The following is a 16,355-nucleotide window of genomic DNA, read 5'->3' on the forward strand; positions in this document are numbered from 1 at the left end:
GTTCGACGGCGCGCAGTCGGGAACTGCACCCGACGGCGGCCGCGGAGCGATGCGTCGAGTTCGGTCGGCTCAGTCGGCCGCGGCGGCCGCGGAGACCCGGTCGGCGGCGTCCTCCAGCGCCCGCTCGGTGTACACCTCCAGAAGCTGCGCCCGGAAGTCGGCGGACGCCTGCAGGTCGTCCATCATCATCGCGGTGTCGAGGTCGTCGGTCGCGCGGCTCGCCGCGGCCGAAATCGCGTCGCCGTCCAGCCGCTCGCCGGCGAGCGCCTCTTCGACCGGGTGGAGCCTGACGCCGTGGTCCATCACGCCGTTCGCGCCGACGCGGACCCGGTCGACGGTGCCGCCGTCGGCGTGCAGCAGCACCGACACGCCGACCATCGGGTACCCCGACGACGGGCTCGGCTTCTTCGCGTACGTCCCGACGGCGTCCGGTTCGGCCGGCACCTCGACGCGCGTCACGAGCTCGCTCGGCCCGAGGTCCGTCGCGTACATCCCGAAGAAGAACTCGTCGGCCGGGACGGTCCGCTCGCCGGTCGGGCCGGCGACGACGACGTCGGCGTCGGAGGTGAGCGCCGCGCCCGGCAGGTCCGACGCCGGGTCGGCGTGCGCGAGGTTGCCGCCGACGGTGCCGCGGTTCCGCACCTGCCGGTCGCCGACCTCCGCGACCGCAGCCGTCAGCGCCGGCGCCAGCTCGCGGGCGGCGTCCGCGTCCAGCAGGTCGCTGTACCGCGTCATCGCGCCGACGACGACGGTGTCGCCGTCGGCCGAGACGCCGTGGAGTTCGTCGACGCCGCCGAGGTCGACGAGGACGTCCGGGCTGGACAGCCCCGTCTTCATCGCCGGGAGCAGGCTGTGTCCGCCCGCCAGCAGCTCGGTTTCCGCGTCCGCGTTCGCTTCGAGCAGGTCGATGGCCTCCTCGACCGACGCCGCCTCGTGGTAGTCGAACTCGTCGGGGAACATCAGCGCTCACCCCCGTCGTCCACCGCGGCATCCGGCGCGCCGTCCGCGTCTGCGTCGCCGTCGCGGTTCCGGTCGCGGTCTCCGTCGCGGTTCGGCTCGGTTCCGCCGTCGGTCGCGGCGCTGCCGCCGGTCGCGTTCCAGACGGTTTCGGCGGTCATCGGCATCTCCAGGTGGTCGACGCCGAACGGCTCCAGCGCGTCCACGACGGCGTTCATCACGGCCTGCGGCGCCGCGATGGTGCCGGCCTCGCCGACGCCTTTCACGCCGAGCGGGTTGTGCGGGCTCTCCGTCACGGTCGACCCGGTGTCCATCTCCGGGATGTGCATCGCCTTCGGCACCGCGTAGTCCTGCATCGACCCGGTGAGCAACTGGGCGTTGGCGTCGTACTCGGCGCCCTCGTAAAGCGCCTGACCGACGCCCTGTGCGACGCCGCCGTGCACCTGCCCCTCCACGATTTTCGGGTTGATCTGGTTGCCGACGTCGTCGACGGCGACGTACTGCTCGAACTCGATTTCGCCGGACGCCGGGTCGACTTCGACGACCGCGACGTGCGTCCCGAACGGGAACACGAAGTTGTCGGGGTCGTAAAACGACGTGGCCTCCAGCCCCGGCTCCATGTCGTCGGGGATGTCGTGTGCGAGGTACGACTGCTCGGCGAGCGCCTTGATGCCGACCGACCGGTCGGGCGCGCCGGCGACGTGGAACTCGCCGGCGTCGAACTTGACGTCCGCCGGGTCGGCTTCGAGCTGGTGGGCGGCGAGTTCGCGCGCCTTCTCCACCAGTTTCTGCGAGCTCTTCACGAGCGCGCTGCCGCCGACCGCCGCCGACCGGGAGCCGTACGTCCCCATCCCCTGCGGGATTTCGTCGGTGTCGCCCTCGACGACCTCGACGTCCTCGTACGGAATCCCGAGTTCGTTCGCGACGATCTGGGCGTACGTCGTGCCGTGGCCCTGCCCGTGCCCGGAGGTGCCGCAGAACGCCGTCACCGTCCCGGACGGGTGGAACCGGACGAGGCTGGACTCCCACAGCCCGGCCTGCGCGCCGAGCTGCCCGGCGAGCTCCGACGGCGCCAGCCCGCACGCCTCGATGTAACAGGAGAAGCCGACGCCGAGGTAGCGGCCCTCCTCGCGCGCGTCGGCCTGCCGCTGCCGGAAGTCGTCGTAGCCGACCATCTCCAGCGCCTCGTCGAGCGGCTTCTCGTAGTCGCCGCTGTCGTACGAGACGGCGACCTGCGTGTCGTACGGGAAGGCGTCGTCCGGCACGAAGTTCTGCCGCCGGAACTCGGCCGGGTCCATGCCGACCTCGCGGGCGCCGAGGTGGGCGAGCCGCTCGATGAGGAACGACGCCTCCGGCCGGCCGGCGCCGCGGTAGGCGTCCACCGGCGGGACGTTCGTGTACGCGCCCGTCACCGAGCAGTGAATCGCCGGGATGTCGTACTGCCCGGAGAGCAGCGTCCCGTACAGGTACGTCGGGACGGCCGGCGCGAACGTCGACAGGTACGCGCCGAGGTTCGCCCTGGTGTCGACGCGGACGCCGGTGATGTTGCCGGCGTCGTCCATCGCGAGCTCCGCGAGCGTCCGGTGGCCGCGGCCCGGCGCGTCGGTCTTGTACGTCTCCGTCCGGGTCGCCGTCCACTTCACGGGCCGTTCGAGGTCCTTCGCAACCCACGCCACCAGCGCCTCGTCGGCGTAGTGGTGGATTTTGCTGCCGAACCCGCCGCCGACGTCCGGCGCCTTCACGCGGAGCTTGTGCTCCGGGTGGCCGATGACGCCCGACATCAGCAGCCGGTGGAGGTGAGGGTTCTGCGACGTCATGAACACGTCCAGTTCGTCCGTCCCGGGGTGGTAGTCCGCGACGGCGGCGCGCGGCTCCATCGCGTTCGCGATGAGCAACTGGTTCTCCAAGTCGAGGCTGACGGTGTGGGCGGCGTCGTCGAACGCCGCGTCGGTCTTCTCGTCGTCGCCGATTTCCCACTCGAAGGCGACGTTGCCCTCGGCGTCGTCGTGCAGCGTCGGCGCGTCGTCCGCGAGCGCGTCGTCCGGGTCGGCGACGGCGTCCAGCCGCTCGTAGTCGACGGCGACCGCGTCGGCGGCGTCGTGGGCGACGTACCGGTCCTCCGCGACGACGACGGCGACGGCGTCGCCCTGGTACCGGACGCGGTCGTCCGCGAGAATCGGGTGGTCGACCTGGCGGAGGCTGTCGAGCAGCCAGCCGACCGGCAGCGAGTACGACCCGCCGCTCGGCGTGTCCTCGCGGTGCAGGTCGTCGTGGGTGTAGACGGCGACGACGCCGTCCATCTCCTCGGCGGCCGTGGTGTCGACGTCGCGGAGGCGGGCGTGGCCGTACTGGCTGCGGAGCACCGCCATGTGGAGCATGCCGTCGAGCTGAATGTCGTCCGTGTACTCCGCGTCGCCGGTGACGAGCGCCGGGTCCTCGCGGCGCTCGATGGCCGACCCGAGGATGTCCGCGGCGTCGACGTCGTCCGGGTCGATGGAGTCGATGCTCACCGCTCGTCACCTCCGTCCGGCCACCGCACTTCGCCGCCGTCAGCGACCGCGCCGCCGTCCATCGACTCCGCGGCGTTCTCCACCGCGTTGACGATGTTCTGGTAGCCGGTGCAGCGGCAGAGATTCCCCTCCAGTCCCTCTCGAATCTCCTCGCGGGTCGGGTCGGGGTTCTCCGCGAGCAGGTCCGTCGCGGCCATCATCATCCCGGGGGTGCAGTAGCCGCACTGCAGACCGTGCTCCTCCTGGAACCCGGTCTGAATCGGGTGGAAGTCGTCCCGGCCTCCGAGCCCTTCGACGGTTTCGACGGTGCCGCCGTCCGCCTGCACCGCCAGCACCGTACAGGACTTGACGGCTTCGCCGTCCAGGTGGACGGTGCAGGCGCCACAGAGGCTGCTCTCGCAGCCGACGTTCGTGCCGGTGTAGCCGAGTTCGTCCCGGAGGGCGTGCACCAGCAGGGTTCGCGATTCGACCGTGAGTTCGTGCTCCGTCTCGTTGACCGTGAGCGTGATGTCGTGTTCAGTCATGGCTGTGAGTCGTTGTTCGACCGGCCGAGCACCCTGTCGACGATGCCGCGGCCGCCGCCCGATTCGTCCGCCCCGTCCCCCTCGCCGTCGCCGTCCGCGTCGTCTCCGGCGGCGCCGTCCGCGTCGTCTCCGGCGGCGCCGTCCGCGTCTCCGTCGCCCGCGTCGCCAGCGCCGTCCGGGTCGTCGCCGCCCGCGTCGCCGGCGGCCGCCTCGGGGTCGCGGAGGTCGTGCAGTTCGTCCTGTACCGACGAGAAGAACCGCTTCACCACCCGGTTCGCGACCGGGTTGACGACGCGCTGACCCATCTGGGCGACCTTCCCGAACACCTCGGCGTCGGTCTCCCAGTCGACGTCGACGCCGCCGTCGGCCGCCGCGAGCGTCATCCCCGACGACAGCTCGAACGAGCTGTTGCTGGACGAGCCCTCGCCGGACGCTGACATCTCCGGGAACTCGCGGCGGTCGACGGTGACGACCGTCTCGAACGTCGGGTTGATGGGGCCGACGCTGAGCTGCAACAGCGCGGCGTAGTGGCCGCCCTCCTCGAAGGCGCGCTCCTCGATGACGGCCGGGTCGGCGGTCGGCGCGACGGTCCTGTCTGCGGTCTCCTCGCGCAGCGCGTCGAAGTCGACGTCCGTGTCGTCGACGCGGACGAGGAACTGGCAGCCGGGAAGCGCGCGCTCTATCAGCACCGGGTCCGACAGGGCGAGCCACACGTCCTCGGGCGTCGTCTCGTCGAGGTGGAATGTTCCGCTGAAGTTCATGGTCTGTGGTTCGTGCTACCCTCCGACACACTACAATGATATTATGTAATCATAGTTCTTTGCATACTAGGGATGCCAACTAACCTGCGGAAGCCGAACAGGCCCCGCGCCGCCCGCACCGACCGGGCCGAGTCGAACCGCACCGCAGCGCCCGTCGACAGGCCGCCATGAACCGCTCCCCGGCCGTCTCGACCCGACTCGGCGCGCGCCGCGAACCGTCCCACTGCGAGGCGTCGCCGTGACCGACACCGACACCGACCTCCCCGTCTACGACGCCGAACGGATTCCGACGCCGGACCGGTCGGGAGACGCCGCGCCGTCGGTCGTCGGGGTGCTGCTCGCAGCAGGGACGAGCAGCCGCTTCGGCGACGCGAACAAGCTCCTCGCAGAACTCGACGGCCGGCCGCTCGTCCGACACGCCGCACGGACGCTGCTCGACGCGGACCTCGCGGCCGTCGTCGCCGTCGTCGGCTGGGAAGCCGGCGCCGTCCGCGACGCGCTCGGCGACGCCGCGGTTCGCGTCGTCGAGAACCCCGACTACGCCGACGGACTCGCCAGCAGCGTCGCCCGCGGCGTCGGGGCCGCCGCCGACCTCGACGCGGACGCCGCGGTGTTCCTCCCGGGAGACATGCCGACCGTGGCCTCCTCGACCGTCCGGCGACTCGTCGACGCGTACCGGGCGGACGTCGGGACGGCGCTCGCCGCCGCCCACGACGGCGTTCGCGGGAACCCGGTGCTGTTCGACCGTGCGCACTTCGGTTCGCTCCGCCGCGTCGACGGCGACGTCGGCGGCCGCGCCGTCCTCCGCGGCAGCGACGCGGCGGCGCTCGTCGACGTCGGGGACGCCGGGGTCGTCGTCGACGTCGACACGCCGCAGGACCTCACGCGCGCGGCTGACGCCGACCGGGACGCGGAGACGAACGGGTGAGTCCCCGGAACCGCGGAAAAACGGCCGAGTTACGGTTTCTGTGGCGAATCGGGCTGGAGCGTGGCGCCGATGACGGTGCTCAGGCCCCGCCGGAGCCGCTCGTTCAGCGCCTGGTCCGAGACGCCGAGTTCCTCGGCGAGTTCCGCGAGCGTGATCTTCCGCGGCACCTCGAAGTAGCCCTCGTCGTACGCGCGGACGAGGAGGCTGTGTTGGGCCTCCGTCAGGTCGCTGGTGTCGACCGAGTGCGGCTCGATGGGGTTGAACAGCCCCTCGACCGTGACGTCGATGCCGCGTTCCCGGCAGGCGGTGTGAAACGACGAGAGGGCGTGCGCGTCGGGGAACCGGAGCTGGAACAGCCACGAGTCGGCGTCGCCGTTGGCGTCCTGCAGCACCGCGTCGTGCTCTACGATGGTCTGGACGAACGTGTCGACGGACCGGTCCCACTCGACCCGGTAGAGGGTTCTGTCGTCGAGTTCGTCGACCGCCTCGAACGTCGACAGCGCCGGTTCGGACGTGAGGACGGCCTCGAACTCTGACCGGCCCTCGCCGACCACCCAGAAGTACGGAATGGTCGTGTCACCCGTCGGAATCATCTTCTCGAGTTCGATGGAGAGCCCGGCGGTTTGCGTCAGGGCTTTCCCGAGGATGAACTCCTCGGCCGCCACCGAGAACTCGGCGATGACGCTCACCCTCACACCCCCGTTCGCGTGTAACTGCAGAAACTCGTGTCCGTCATCAGTGTGGAAACAGTAGGAGGGGAATTCGGGTAACCGTTTGGTTGGGTATCAAAGCCCTTTAAACCGAAAATCCGCGGCAGGGCGCCGGGGGCGAGCCGCGGTTGCCGACCCGCGAACCACCCGGCGGCGCGGAGCGGCCGGTCGGGTCAGTCGTCGTCGTATTCGACCCTGGAAATCTGGACGTCCCAGTGTAAGTTGCCGTTCCCGTCGATGGAGCACTTCCAGCCACCCTCGATGTTCGTGCCGTTCCTGTAGGCGCGTTCGATGAGTCGCGTCAGTGCGTCTTCGAAGCCGGAGTCGCCGCTGAATTCGGGTACGTCGGACATGAATGTCTCCTGGACCGAGAATACAGGAACCAGGTGCCGGGTCGAAGCCGGGGGGTCAACGTCTGCGGTCGACCAGCGAATCCAAGGCGATTTCACCTCCACGTGGGCTTGTATCTATTGCCGTGATAACACGTCCCGCCCGGAAAGGTCTACTGTTTTTAACGCCCCTCGATACCGAGGCAACCGGGCCGGCCCGACGCGCCACGTCGCGACTGCGAACCGACGGACGACGCGGGGCCACAGTCCCGACCCTCGCGGTTCACCTCGCCAGGGCGGTTCCCGGAACGCGGCGGCGGTCAGCCCGCCGAGTCACCGGTCCGGGGACAACGAATATGCCCCGAGCGAACGACCGGGACCACGTGAGCTCCGCAGCTACCGGGCCTGATTCGACGGATCGACTCCTCCGGCTGGCAGTCATCGCGCTCGGCGTCGTCGTCTTGGCGCCGCTGCTGTTGATGGCGGTCACGATGCCGATGATGGGAATGATGAGCTGGGGCTGGAGCGGCATGATGAACGGCGGCATGATGGGCGGCGGAATGACCGGGGCGTCGCCGCCGTGGGGACTCGGCGTACTCGTCGTCTGGGTGCTCCTGCTCGCCGGACTCGGCTACGCGCTCTACCGCGGCTTCGCCGGCCTGCGGACCGGGACCGGCCAGGACCGCGCGCTGGAGGAACTCCGACTCGCGTACGCCCGCGGCGACCTGACGGACGAGGAGTTCGAGGAGCGCCGCGAGCGGCTTCGCGACGACCGGTAGCCACCCAGCCTGCGCTCCGACGGCTCACTCGTCCGTGCTTCCTGCTGCGAGCGACGACCACCACACAGCCCGTCTCAGAAAATTGTTCTGCTATCACGTTAATTATCAGAAAAGAGTAAAACGAAGCGAATAGATATGTATCGCCAGGCATAAAATCTCTATTTTGCCTCTAAACAAGATATTATCGAGTATAAAGCAAGATTCGGAGAATAATTACGGCTCCAGCGTTATTTCCTCCTCCTTATTGAAGATCAGACTTTTATTATGTATTCTGAGTAGTGTGCCGGTCGAGATATGTATACACGCGGCGAACTGCCCACAAAATCCCGATTTAGCGATTACTGTCTCTGTCCGCTATTAATGATAAAAAGAATGGGTATATTCCAATACTTAATTATTGTTGTCATATGGGCTGCGGGTGGAACTGCTGGGCTATCTCTTCGCTCCCACCGCTGGAATCGCCACAACGTTTTATGTACCGCTGTGAGCATCTGCGGCCATGACGGTTCTGACAGCGGTCGACGGGGAGACGATTCCGAGCAAGCCGGTCCGGGAGGGGCAGACGCTCGCAGACCAGTTCGGCGAGGAGCACGTCGTGGTCCACGTCATGCCCCAGGACGTCTTCGACGACTTCCGAGAGTCGACCGGTGAGCGGCCGCCCAAGTATCCGTTTCAGTCCTCGGCGTCGTACGGCGGCAGCGACCGGGGCGGGCAGTCACACGCCGCGGGGAGTGACGGCTACTCAATCGACGACGGCGAACGGCACGCCGCCGGCGTTGCGCGCGACGTCGTCCGAGGGACGCTCGACGCCGACGGTGCCGTGACGCTGCAGGGCCGCGTCGGCGAGCCAGTCGAGGAACTCCTCGCGGAGGCCGAACGCCGGGACGCCCGCTATCTCGTCATCGGCGGCCGCAAACGCACCCCCGTCGGGAAAGCCGTCTTCGGAAGCACCACGCAGTCCGTCCTGCTCACGGCGGACCAGCCGGTGCTGACGGTGATGTCGGAGTAGCCGACCGACTGTCCGCATCACCCCGTGCGGCGAGTGTCTGCGGCGTCACCTACTTATCGCCGCGCCGAATCCGGGTGCGTATGGGCGCAGACCGGAACCACGACGACGAACTGCTCGACCCGTCGTTCGAACACGTCATGGACCTCGATATCGAGGTCGCCGACCCGATCGAGATCGGCGAGACCGGCGACGGGCAGCGACGCATCATCGAAATCACGAGCGGCACCGTCTCGGGTCGCGTCGACGGCGAAATCCTGCCCGGCGGCGCCGACTACCAGCTGTACCGAACCGAGCGGCCCACCGAACTCGTCGCGAAGTACGCCTTCGAGACGGACGACGGCGCCCGCGTCTACGTCGAGAACCGCGGCATCCGCTGGGCGCCGCCGGCGGTCAGCGAACGCATCCGCGACGGTGAGTCGGTCGACCCGGCGGCGGTGTACTTCCGGTCCGTCCCGGAGTTCGAGACGGCCGACCCGGACCTGCAGTGGCTCACGCGCAGCATCTTCGTCGCGACCGGCGTCCGCCAGCCGAACGGCGTGAAACTCGCCGTCTTCCGCGTCGCCTGAGCCGACACCGTCCCGCCGACTGCCGCGCTGGCCGCGAACCTGGCGACCGCGGCGCGGCAGGCGCGAACGACCGGCAGGCATAAACGAGGCGGGGGAGATGTGTGCGTCATGGCAACGGACACCACGACGCGGTTCGCGTCGGCGCTCGAAACGGCGGGCGTCGAGTGCACGCGGACCGAGACGGACGGGTTCGAGTCGGCGCTGGCCGACGCCGTCGAGGGGACGGCAGTCGGCGCGCCGCTCGGCATCGACGGCGTCTCGCTCGACGGCACCGCGGTGACGACGCCGCCCACGCCGCGGCTCCTCCAGGAGGCCGACACCGGCGTCACCCGCGTCGGCGGCGGCGTCGCGGAACACGGCTCGTTCCTGATTCAGTCGGACGCCGCCGGCACCGAACCGGTGAGCCTCTACCCGCGGAAACACGTCGGCGTCGTCCGCGCGAGCGACGTCCACGACACGCTCGACGACGCGCTGACGTGGCTCGGCTCGGAGTTCCGCGCCGGCCGCGACTCCGCAATCGTCGCCACCGGAGTGAGCGCGACCGCGGACATGGGGGAACTGGTCGAGGGCGTGCACGGCCCGCAGGCCGTTCACGCGCTCGTGCTCACGGACCGCTAACCATGAGCGGAAGCAAAGACCGGCGGGCGAAGGCCGACCGCATCCGACACCTGCTGGACACCGAAGGCGACGCCGTCTTGGCGAACGCGACCCACATCAACCAGGGGCGCTACGAGGCGAACGCCCGCCGCGACGACATCGAAGAACTCCGCGCTGAGTCCCGCCGCATCAAGGAGGACGCCATCGAGCGGCTCCCCGAACTCATCGAGACGGTCCGCGACAGCGTCGAGGCGAACGGCGGCGAAGTGTACCTCGCGGACGACGCCGCCGACGCGAACCGCTACATCACGGAGGTCGTGGAGGCGCGCGGCGCCGACTCGGTCGCGAAGTCGAAGTCGATGACGACCGAGGAGATCGAGGTGAACGACGCGCTCGAAGCCGCCGGCGTCGACGTCACCGAGACGGACCTCGGCGAGTTCGTGCTGCAGGTCGCCGACGAAGCGCCGTCGCACCTCGTCGGCCCGGCGTTCCACAAGTCGCGCGAGGGGATCGCGGACCTGTTCAACGCCCACTTCGACACCGACGAGCCGCTGCGGACCGCCGAGGACCTCACGCAGTTCGCGCGCGACCACGTCGGCGAACGCATCCGCGAGGCCGACGTCGGCATGACCGGCGCGAACTTCGTGGCCGCCGAGTCCGGCTCCATCGCGCTCGTCACGAACGAGGGGAACGCCCGGAAGTGCGCCGTCACGACCGACACGCACGTCGCGGTCGCCGGCGTCGAGAAACTGATTCCGAGCGTCGAGGACCTCCCGGCGTTCGCCGAACTCATCGCGAAGGCCGGCGGCGGACAGGACGTCGCGACGTACCTGTCCGTGTTGACGCCGCCGGTCGACTCGCCGACTATCGACTTCGACGCGCCCGACGAACCGCTCTCCGGCGGCGGCGACGACCGCGAGTTCCACCTGGTGCTGCTCGACAACGGCCGGATGGAGATGCGCGACGACGACGACCTCCGCGAGACGCTGTACTGCATCCGGTGTGGCGCCTGCGCGAACTCCTGTGCGAACTTCCAGCACGTCGGCGGCCACGCGTTCGGCGGCGAGACGTACACCGGCGGCATCGCGACCGGCTGGGAGGCCGGCGTCCACGGCCTCGACTCGGCGGCCGAGTTCAACGACCTCTGTACGGGCTGTTCGCGCTGCGTCGACGCCTGCCCCGTCAAGATCGACATCCCGTGGATAAACACGGTCGTCCGCGACCGCGTGAACCGCGGCGCCGACCCGGACCGGTTCGACTCGCTCGTCGAGGGCCTCACCCCCGACGACGACCCCGGCGGCGTGGACCCGCAGAAGCGGCTGTTCGGGAACTTTGGGACGCTCGCCCGCCTCGGCAGCGCCACCGCGCCGGTGTCCAACTGGGTCGCCGACCTCGGCCCGGTGCGCGCCGCGATGGACCGGCTGCTCGGCGTCGACCGCCGCCGCGACCTCCCGTCGTTCCGGCGGGAGACGCTCCACGACTGGTTCGCCGGCCGCGACGCGGACGCGGGGACGGCCGCGGCCGATGGACCGGACCGCTCCGTCGTGCTGTACCCGGACGCGTACACGAACTACGTCCTCGTCGACCGCGGGAAGGCCGCCGTGCGGACGCTGGAGGCGCTCGGCGTCGACGTCGAACTCGCGCCGTGTCACGAGAGCGGCCGCGCACCGCTGTCACAAGGTATGATAGAAACGGCGCGGGCGAACGCCGTCCGCGTCGCCGACTCGCTCGACCCGTACCTCGACGACGGCCGGGACGTCGTCGTCGTCGAACCGTCGGACCTCGCCGCGTTCCGACGCGAGTACGACCGGCTGCTCCCCGCCGACCGCGCCGACCGAATCGCGGACAACAGCTACGAGGTCATGGAGTACGTGTTCGGCCTGCTGGAGAACGGCGCGGACGCGTCCGCGCTGACCGGCGGCGGCGCCGTCGCCTACCACAGCCACTGCCAGCAACGAACGCTCGGGCTCGACGCGCACACCGAGGCCGTCCTGACCGAACTCGGCTTCGACGTCGTCACGTCGGACGTGGAGTGCTGCGGCATGGCGGGGTCGTTCGGCTACAAGTCCGAGTACTACGAACTCAGCGTCGACGTCGGCGAGACGCTGCGCGACCAGTTCGTCGACGCCGGCGTCGACGACCGCGAACTGGTGGTGAGCGGCGCGTCCTGTCACGAACAGCTCGGCGCGCTGTTCCCGCGGGACGCCACACACCCGGTCGAACTCGTCGCGCCGAAGTAGTACCTCACGCTCGACCGCCAAGCCACCGCGGTCGGACCCCGCTGGTCGCCGCAGACCGAGCCGGCGGTCGTCGCGGCGGCCGCCGATTACCTCCGGACCGTCCCCTCCGCCAACAGCGCTGGCAGGCCGGTCTGTCCTGAACAAACCTTTTTCTCGTCGCCGCCGTCGGGGTACTCGGAGAACTCGCGCTCGATCTTCCCGTAGTTGAACCGGTTGCCCGTCGACGCCGGGAAGAACGCGCTCAGGTTCTGTTTCACGCCGGTGCCGCCCCAGCCGCTCTTCTGGAACTTCGTCTTCCACGGCTCGGGCATGTACGGCGCGACCTGCTCGAACGTGTCGGCGTAGTGCCAGTCGCAGTCCACTACCAGGCTGTCGGCTGGGTCGATCATCGGCGGACCAGCTCCGGGTTTCCAACTGCCATGAATGACCGTACCAAACTGTCTATAATAAACCTTTGCCCAGGACCGAGGAGCGTCCCGGACGCGGCGGGATTCGGCGGGCTCAGCGGCGGCTCCGCCACCCCCGACTTTATTACCGGCTACGCACAACAGGTCGTCCGTCGAATGAGCGATAGACCGTCAACCGACCCGACCCCTCCCGACCCGGGGAGTGGCGGCGAGGCGCAGTACCTCACGCAGGCTGACCTCGACGTCCCGACTCACCAGATCGTCGCCGCGGACGGGAGCTACGACGAGGACGCAGTCCCCGACCTCACCGACGAGGAGTTCCGAGACCTGTACCGCTGGATGGTGACCGACCGCGTGTTCAGCCGCCGCATGGTGAGCATCCAGCGGCGCGGCGAACTCGGCACGTTCGGCTCGACCCGCGGCCAGGAAGCGAGCATCATCGGCAGCGCGTTCACGCTGCAACCGGACGACTGGCTGTTCGTCGGCCGCGCCTGGACCCCGTTTTTCATGCGGGGCGTCCCGATGAAGGACATGATCCTGTTCTGGCGCGGCATCGAGGAGGGCCAGCAGTCGTTCGCCGAGCACAACTCTCAGGTCGCCATCTCCATCGGCTCGCACCTCCCGCTGGTGTCCGGCCTCGCCTGGGGAATGGACGTCGCCGGCGACGACGCCGTCGCCACCGCCTACCTCGGCGACGGCGCGACCAGCACCGGTGCGGCCCACGAGGCGCTGAACCTCGCGAGCGCGCTCGGCCTCCCGGCGCTGTTCTTCTGTCAGAACAACCAGTACGCCATCTCGATGCCGTTCGACCAGCAGACCGGGTCGGACACCATCGCCCAGAAGGCGCTCGCGTACGGCATGGACGCCATCCGCGTCGACGGCCAGGACGTCCTCGCCGTCTACGACGCCGTCTCGCGGGCCCGCGACCGGGTCCGCGACGGCGACCCGGTGTTCGTCGAGTCCGTGACGTACCGGCTGGACGCACACACCACCAGCGACGACCCGACGCGGTACCGCAGCGACGAGGAGGTCCAGCAGTGGGAGCAGCAAGACCCCATCGAGCGCTACCGCGAGTTCCTGAAAGCCGAGGGGCTGTGGGACGACATCGACCACGACGCGGTCGTCGAGGACATCGAAGCCGAGTTCGACGCGGCGCTCGACGCCGCAAACGAGTTCGCCGAGCGGAGCGTCGCTGAGCTGTTCGCGTACGTGTACGCGGAGATGCCGCCGGAGCTCCGCCGGCAGCTCGAGGAGTTCGAAGACCTCCTCGACCGGCGACCCGAGATGGACGACTACATCGAACAGCGACCCAAGGGATGACCATGCAGGCTACTATCGTGGAGGCGGTCAACGACGCATTGCACACCGAGATGGCGGCCGACGAGCGCGTGCTCGTCTTCGGCGAGGACGTCGCCCGCAGCGGCGGCGTGTTCCGCGCCACCGACGAGCTGCTCGAGGAGTTCGGCGAGGACAGAGTCGTCGACACGCCGCTTTCGGAGATCGCCATCGTCGGCGGCGCCGTCGGCCTCGCGATGTACGGCTTCCGGCCGGTCGCCGAAATCCAGTTCTCCGGCTTCCTGCCGCCGGCGTTCGACCAGCTCGTCACGAACGCCAGCCGAATCCGGTGGCGCACCCGCGGGGAGCTGTCCGCGCCGATGGTCGTCCGGATGCCGTACGGCGCCGGGGTCCGCGCGCTCGAACACCACTCCGAGAGCCTCGAAGGCGCCTACTCGCACATCCCCGGGCTCAAAATCGCGATTCCGAGCACGCCACACGACACGAAGGGGATGCTGCTGAGCGCCATCCGCGACCCGGACCCGGTGCTGTTCATGGAGCCGAAACGCATCTACCGGTCGTTCCGCGAGGAGGTCCCGGAGGAGGACTACGAGGTCCCGCTCGGGGAAGCGGCGGTCCGCGAAGAGGGGAGCGACGTCACGGTCGTCTCGTGGGGGGCGATGATGCCGCCGACGCTGGAGGCGGTCGAGGAGCTCGACGCCGACGCCGAGGTCATCGACCTCCGGACCATCTCGCCGATGGACACGGAGACGGTCGTCGAGTCCGTGAAGAAGACCGGCCGCGCCGTCGTCGTCCACGAGGGCGCGCGCAGCGGTGGCGTCGGCGCCGACGTCGTCGCCCGCATCAACGACGAGGCGCTGATGTACCTCGAAGCCCCCGTCGAGCGGGTCACCGGCTTCGACACCCCGGTTCCGCTGCTGTCGATGGAGGACTACTACTTCCCGCATCCGCCGCGCATCCTCGACGGCATCGAACGCGCGCTCTCCGTCTGACCGCGCCCGATTTTCTGCGACGACGCGTCGCCGTCAGGGAAACACTGAAAGGGCGTTGCGTCGAGTGTGACTGCATGGCCGAGCGAACGTTCGAGCTGCCGGACCTCGGTGAGGGCATCGCCGAGGGGGAGCTCGTCTCGTGGACCGTACAGCCCGGGGAGCGCGTCGAGGAGGACCAGGTCATCGCGGAGGTCGAAACCGACAAGGCGCTCGTCGAGGTGCCGAGTCCGTATGACGGCACCGTCGTCGAACTGCACGCCGCGGAGGGCGAGATGGTTCCGGTCGACTCCGTCATCGTGACGTTCGACGTCGACGGCGCGGAACCGGCGGCGGACACCGACGCCCCGAGCCAGGATGGAGCGGAGGAGACCGACCGGAACTCGGCGGCGCAGTCGGCGGCCGCCAAGCCGGATGAAGACGAAGCCGATGGGGAAGCGTCGTCGGCTCCGAGCGAGTCAGCCGCGGCAGAATCGCCGGGCGGCCGGGTGTTCGCGTCGCCGAGCACTCGGTCGCTCGCGCGGGAACTCGGCGTCGACCTCGACGCCGTCGCCGGCTCCGGACCGGGCGGTCGGGTCAGCGCCGCAGACGTGCGTGCCGCCGCGGATTCAGCGGCGGACGAACCGGACGAGGAGCCGCCCGAGCCCAGGTCCGTCTCCGGCGGCGAACCCGCGGTCTCCGAACGCGACGCGGCCGGAGACGCCGAACCGACGCCCGAACTCGTCGAGAGCGACGGGGCAGCGCGCGACCGGACGCTGGCGATGCCGGCGACGCGGCGGCGCGCCGCGGAGGCGGGCGTCGACATCAACGACGTCCCGGCGAGCGAGGCGCGCGACGGCGAGGCGTTCGTGACGCCGGCGGACGTCGAGGCGTACGTCGAGTCGGCGGCTGCGGCGACGGTCGACGAATCGGCGGCGTCGACCGAGGCGACGTCGTCTCCGGCTGCTGCGGAGGAAGGCGGCGCTGTCGCCGGTGCTGCCGACGCCGCCGGGACTGCAGACGCGGAGGCTACGCCGTCGACGGGCGGCGAGGCGTCCGGCGAGCGCGTCCCGTACAAGGGCGTCCGCCGAGCCATCGGCGAACAGATGGCGCGGTCGAAGTACACCGCGCCGCACGTCTCCCACCACGACCGGCTCGACGCCGCCGAACTCGTCGAACTCCGCGAGGAACTGGCCGCCGTCGCCGCCGAGGAGGACGTGAAACTGACGTATCTGCCGTTCGTCGTGAAGGCGGTGACGGCGGCGCTCGAACAGTTCCCGTACCTCAACTCCAGCCTCGACGAGACGGCCGACGAGATCGTGCTCCACGACGAGTACAACGTCGGCATCGCGGTCGCCACGGACGCCGGCCTGATGGTTCCCGTCGTGAAACACGCCGACAGGAAGGGTCTGAAGCAGCTCGCCGTCGAAATCGACGACCTGGCGACGCGGGCGCGGAACCGCGAACTCTCACCCGACGAGATGCAGGGCGGGACGTTCACCATCACGAACATCGGCGCCATCGGCGGAGAGTACTCCTCACCCATCATCAACCACCCCGAAGCCGCGATTCTGGCGATGGGCCCCGTCGAAAAGCGGCCGTGGGTCGTCGACGACGAGGTCGTCGCCCGCGAGACGATGACGCTGTCGATGTCCGTCGACCACCGCCTCGTCGACGGCGCCGAAGCGGCTCAGTTCTCGAACCGCATCAAGGAGCTGCTCAGCGACACGACGCGGCTCCTCCTCGAATAGCGACCGTCGCCGCTGACGCCGCT

The 16,355-nt window shown here is 69.4% G+C and carries 16 protein-coding genes; 9 read left to right on the forward strand and 7 right to left on the reverse strand.

What is annotated here, in order from left to right:
- Positions 1–69 precede the first annotated feature (69 nt).
- Genes ACQUST_RS04905 through ACQUST_RS04920 form a run of 4 tightly spaced genes read right to left on the reverse strand, consistent with a single transcriptional unit; the run spans position 70 to position 4,752 of the window.
- Entirely contained in the window at positions 70–960 is an 891-nt protein-coding gene (locus ACQUST_RS04905; protein ID WP_435125660.1) for an FAD binding domain-containing protein, read from the reverse strand.
- Complete coding sequence (locus ACQUST_RS04910; protein WP_435125663.1) at positions 960–3,467, reverse strand: xanthine dehydrogenase family protein molybdopterin-binding subunit; 2,508 nt, start codon at positions 3,465–3,467, stop codon at positions 960–962. Before ACQUST_RS04910 ends, ACQUST_RS04905 begins: the two co-directional genes overlap by 1 nt.
- Positions 3,464–3,991: a (2Fe-2S)-binding protein gene (locus ACQUST_RS04915; protein ID WP_435125665.1), complete on the reverse strand. Its 528-nt coding sequence runs from the start codon at positions 3,989–3,991 to the stop codon at positions 3,464–3,466. The genes ACQUST_RS04910 and ACQUST_RS04915 overlap by 4 nt, the downstream gene beginning before the upstream one ends.
- On the reverse strand, positions 3,988–4,752 hold the full coding sequence (locus ACQUST_RS04920; RefSeq protein WP_435125668.1) for a CoxG family protein: 765 nt from the start codon (positions 4,750–4,752) through the stop codon (positions 3,988–3,990). Before ACQUST_RS04920 ends, ACQUST_RS04915 begins: the two co-directional genes overlap by 4 nt.
- Positions 4,753–4,990: 238 nt before the next feature.
- Between ACQUST_RS04920 and ACQUST_RS04925 the strand changes: the two genes are divergently transcribed.
- A complete protein-coding gene (locus tag ACQUST_RS04925; protein ID WP_435125671.1) occupies positions 4,991–5,680 on the forward strand; it encodes a nucleotidyltransferase family protein in 690 nt (229 codons plus the stop codon).
- A gap of 29 nt (positions 5,681–5,709) precedes the next feature.
- On the opposite strand, the gene ACQUST_RS04930 is transcribed toward ACQUST_RS04925, so the two are convergent.
- Together ACQUST_RS04930 and ACQUST_RS04935 are read right to left on the reverse strand one after the other, a co-directional pair.
- Positions 5,710–6,369, reverse strand: a complete 660-nt coding sequence (locus tag ACQUST_RS04930) for a bacterio-opsin activator domain-containing protein (RefSeq protein ID WP_435125673.1) — start codon at positions 6,367–6,369, stop codon at positions 5,710–5,712.
- Positions 6,370–6,563: 194 nt separating this feature from the next.
- Positions 6,564–6,743, reverse strand: coding sequence for a hypothetical protein (locus ACQUST_RS04935; protein WP_435125676.1), 180 nt, complete (start codon positions 6,741–6,743; stop codon positions 6,564–6,566).
- 359 nt (positions 6,744–7,102) lie between these two features.
- On the opposite strand from ACQUST_RS04935, the gene ACQUST_RS04940 reads away from it, so the two are divergent.
- The 5 genes from ACQUST_RS04940 (at position 7,103) to ACQUST_RS04960 (ending at position 11,910) form a co-directional block, all read left to right on the forward strand.
- A complete protein-coding gene (locus ACQUST_RS04940; protein ID WP_435125679.1) occupies positions 7,103–7,498 on the forward strand; it encodes an SHOCT domain-containing protein in 396 nt (131 codons plus the stop codon).
- Between the two features lie 499 nt (positions 7,499–7,997).
- Positions 7,998–8,507 (forward strand): universal stress protein, encoded by a 510-nt coding sequence (locus tag ACQUST_RS04945; protein ID WP_435125682.1) that lies wholly within the window; start codon positions 7,998–8,000, stop codon positions 8,505–8,507.
- Positions 8,508–8,587: 80 nt separating this feature from the next.
- Positions 8,588–9,073: a DUF3237 domain-containing protein gene (locus ACQUST_RS04950; RefSeq protein WP_435125684.1), complete on the forward strand. Its 486-nt coding sequence runs from the start codon at positions 8,588–8,590 to the stop codon at positions 9,071–9,073.
- Between the two features lie 108 nt (positions 9,074–9,181).
- Positions 9,182–9,691: an LUD domain-containing protein gene (locus ACQUST_RS04955; protein WP_435125685.1), complete on the forward strand. Its 510-nt coding sequence runs from the start codon at positions 9,182–9,184 to the stop codon at positions 9,689–9,691.
- Positions 9,692–9,693: 2 nt separating this feature from the next.
- A complete protein-coding gene (locus ACQUST_RS04960) occupies positions 9,694–11,910 on the forward strand; it encodes an LUD domain-containing protein (RefSeq protein ID WP_435125688.1) in 2,217 nt (738 codons plus the stop codon).
- 86 nt (positions 11,911–11,996) lie between these two features.
- Here the strand turns inward: ACQUST_RS04960 and ACQUST_RS04965 are convergent, their stop codons facing one another.
- A complete protein-coding gene (locus ACQUST_RS04965) occupies positions 11,997–12,299 on the reverse strand; it encodes a hypothetical protein (RefSeq protein WP_435125691.1) in 303 nt (100 codons plus the stop codon).
- Between the two features lie 174 nt (positions 12,300–12,473).
- Between ACQUST_RS04965 and ACQUST_RS04970 the strand changes: the two genes are divergently transcribed.
- The 3 genes from ACQUST_RS04970 (at position 12,474) to ACQUST_RS04980 (ending at position 16,332) form a co-directional block, all read left to right on the forward strand.
- A complete protein-coding gene (locus tag ACQUST_RS04970; protein ID WP_435125693.1) occupies positions 12,474–13,637 on the forward strand; it encodes a thiamine pyrophosphate-dependent enzyme in 1,164 nt (387 codons plus the stop codon).
- Between the two features lie 2 nt (positions 13,638–13,639).
- Positions 13,640–14,605 (forward strand): alpha-ketoacid dehydrogenase subunit beta, encoded by a 966-nt coding sequence (locus tag ACQUST_RS04975; RefSeq protein ID WP_435125696.1) that lies wholly within the window; start codon positions 13,640–13,642, stop codon positions 14,603–14,605.
- A gap of 74 nt (positions 14,606–14,679) precedes the next feature.
- Positions 14,680–16,332 carry a 2-oxo acid dehydrogenase subunit E2 gene (locus tag ACQUST_RS04980; protein ID WP_435125698.1) on the forward strand — a complete coding sequence of 551 codons (1,653 nt, stop codon included), beginning with the start codon at positions 14,680–14,682 and terminating at the stop codon, positions 16,330–16,332.
- Positions 16,333–16,355 lie beyond the last annotated feature (23 nt).

Origin of the sequence: Halobaculum sp. D14 (assembly GCF_051195135.1) — an archaeon.
Lineage (GTDB): Archaea > Halobacteriota > Halobacteria > Halobacteriales > Haloferacaceae > JBNTKA01.